The sequence below is a fragment of the Petrotoga halophila DSM 16923 genome (genome assembly GCF_002924615.1).
In genome coordinates, this window is the sequence record NZ_JALY01000020.1 from 1 (window position 1) to 2,636 (window position 2,636).

Genomic DNA, 2,636 nt, shown 5'->3' on the forward strand with positions numbered 1-2,636 from the left:
TTTTACAGTTTTGGAAAAAGTATAGCCAGTAAGCTTGAGAATTCTAATACTAAACTTATATCGGTAAAAAACGTCTCTGGATTGGAAGATGTTGATGAATTTAAAAACGTCGAATTATGGGAAATTACAAGGTTGAGATTAGTTGGAGAAATCCCTTTAATATTGGAAAGCTCTTACATCCCTATTGACTTTCTAAGAAAAATGGATAATAAAAATCTAGAAACAAAACCTTTGTATGATTTACTTGCTAGAGAAGGAATAAGATGTGTCAATGCCAAAGAATATCTCGAACCTGTCCTACCTTCGCTAGAAGCCCAAGAATTGCTAGAAATTGATGAAAATATTCCTCTTTTTCAAACTACAAGATACACATATGATTCGGAAAATAGATTGGTAGAATTCAGGGAAAGCCTGATAAGAGCTGATCATTTTAGATTCTTTACTGAACTGAAATTGTAGGGAGATAATAGAAATGAGTGAAAAAGGCAAATCAAAAATAGTGTTAAAAATGTTCATTACGTTTTTTAAAATAGGGCTCTTCACTTTTGGCGGGGGGTACGCTATGATTCCTTTAATGGAGAAAGAAGTCGTAGAAAAGAAAAATTGGGTAGAAAAGGATAAGTTTACAGACACGGTCTCTTTAACTCAAACTATACCAGGAGCTGTGGCTATTAATCTTTCTATTTTAGTAGGATATGATATAAAGGGAATTTTAGGAGCTGTTATGTCAGTAATAGGGGTTTCTTTACCCTCTTTTATAATAATATTGGTGATAGCTTTTACTCTTACGAAAACAGCGGGACTTAACGTTTTACAAAGTGCCTTTGAAGGTATAAGACCTGCTATAGCCGCACTTATCGTATATGCTGCGATAAGTCTATCAAAATCGGTTAAATGGTCTATCGTTTTAGTTCTATTAACTGCAGGAGCTTTTGTTGCAATTGGAGTATTTAAAATTAATCCCATTTATATAATTGTTATCGCTTTCATTGTGGGGAGCCTTTCCTCTATGTCTGAAGGGAGAAAAAAGCCATGAAAACCTTATTTGGCTTGTTTTTTTCTTTTTTTGAAATTGGCTTATTTGGATTTGGTGGTGGTTACGCAATGATACCACTAATTCAAACACATCTAGAAAGAAGAGATTGGATGTCTATTCAAGAATTTCTGGATTTAATAGCTATAGCAGAGGTTACTCCCGGACCAATAGCTGTAAATAGTGCTACTTTTGTTGGATATAAGGTTTCTGGGGTAGTTGGTTCTTTGGTCGCGACAACTGCAGTCATACTGCCTTCGTTAATTATAGGATTACTGGTAGGCAGATATTTTAAAAACGGAAATGGCGATACTCAACAAAATATTCTTAAATTTCTAAAACCTGCTGTTATCGGGTTGATACTTGGTTCAGCATACACAATTGGTATCGCTAATATCGTAAATTTGGAGAGTTTTCTCATATTTATTGGGGTTTTGATGCTCCTTTTTTTCACAAAATTAAATCCGATTTTTATAATAATTATGACAGGAGTAGTGGGAATTATCTTTTATTAGGATTCAAATCTTTGTAACTGAGAATATTGTCAACTTTTCTTGCCGATTTGATAGCCCTTATAATAGATTTTTCTACTACTTCTGCTGCTACTTCTCCAATTAATGTAACGTCGCTTGATAAATCACTAGTAGATAAACAAAAAATAGTATCTCCATCGTACATAGTATGAACAGGTCTTATCGCCCTTGCCAACCCATCATGGCTCATTTGAGCAACTTTGTTGGCTTCCTCTTTGGACAATTTTGCATTTGTAGCTACGACGGATAGAGTTGTATTTTCACCTGGATTAGACTTAAAACTTGATTTTTTCATATATTCAGATATATTCAAAAAATTATTGTTATGGTCTATAGCCCCAGCTATTATTTCCCCTTCTTCGTAAACATCTCCTGTAGCATTCACAACCGTTATCGCTCCGACTATTATCCCGTTACCTAATTCAATGGAATAACTTCCTACCCCACCTTTCATAGCATTGTTAACACCTGCCGCCTTACCAACAAGAGCCCCAGTCCCTACACCAACGCATCCTTCTTCAACACAATCTGATGTGGCTAAATTTGCTGCGATATAACCAGATCTTTTATCGGGTCTAACATTTGGGTCTCCTATATCCAAATCATAAATAACTGCAGCAGGTACTATGGGGACTTTCACAGTACTTGTTTGAAAGCCTATACTATTTTCTTCTAAAAATTGCATGACCCCACTTGCTGCATCTAAGCCAAAAGCACTTCCACCAGTTAATAAAACGCCGTGTACCATTTGAACAAGATTCCCCGGTTTTAGTAAGTCTGTTTCTCTTGTACCTGGGGCTGAGCCTTTAACATCAACCCCACCTACCGCTCCATTTTTGGCTAGAACAACCGTACAACCTGTTAAGGATTTATTGTCAGTGTAGTGTCCTACTTTTATTCCTGGTACGTCTGTTATGCCATTTAACATGTTGAATCTGCTCCTTTTTTAAAATAACCATCTGAAAATTTTCATCCCTCAAGTAATGGAATCTTATCTATATATTTTAAAAACTTTTGTAATTATATATTTCCACCAATTCTTTGTAATCATCAAACCAATAGGCTTGTGG

4 protein-coding genes are annotated in these 2,636 nt (G+C 35.4%); 3 read left to right on the forward strand and 1 reads right to left on the reverse strand.

Annotated features, from left to right (window positions below; genetic code table 11):
• From AA81_RS01040 to AA81_RS01050, 3 genes are all read left to right on the forward strand, one after another.
• The coding region (locus AA81_RS01040; RefSeq protein ID WP_146050308.1) for a GntR family transcriptional regulator at window positions 1-459 on the forward strand (459 nt) is incomplete at its 5' end.
• A gap of 13 nt (window positions 460-472) precedes the next feature.
• Window positions 473-1,036 (forward strand): chromate transporter, encoded by a 564-nt coding sequence (locus AA81_RS01045; RefSeq protein WP_103078927.1) that lies wholly within the window; start codon window positions 473-475, stop codon window positions 1,034-1,036.
• Entirely contained in the window at window positions 1,033-1,548 is a 516-nt protein-coding gene (locus AA81_RS01050; protein ID WP_103078928.1) for a chromate transporter, read from the forward strand. The genes AA81_RS01045 and AA81_RS01050 overlap by 4 nt, the downstream gene beginning before the upstream one ends.
• Here AA81_RS01050 and AA81_RS01055 read toward each other — a convergent pair.
• Complete coding sequence (locus AA81_RS01055; RefSeq protein WP_103078929.1) at window positions 1,535-2,494, reverse strand: P1 family peptidase; 960 nt, start codon at window positions 2,492-2,494, stop codon at window positions 1,535-1,537. The two genes, AA81_RS01050 and AA81_RS01055, sit on opposite strands and share 14 nt — an antisense overlap.
• Window positions 2,495-2,636 lie beyond the last annotated feature (142 nt).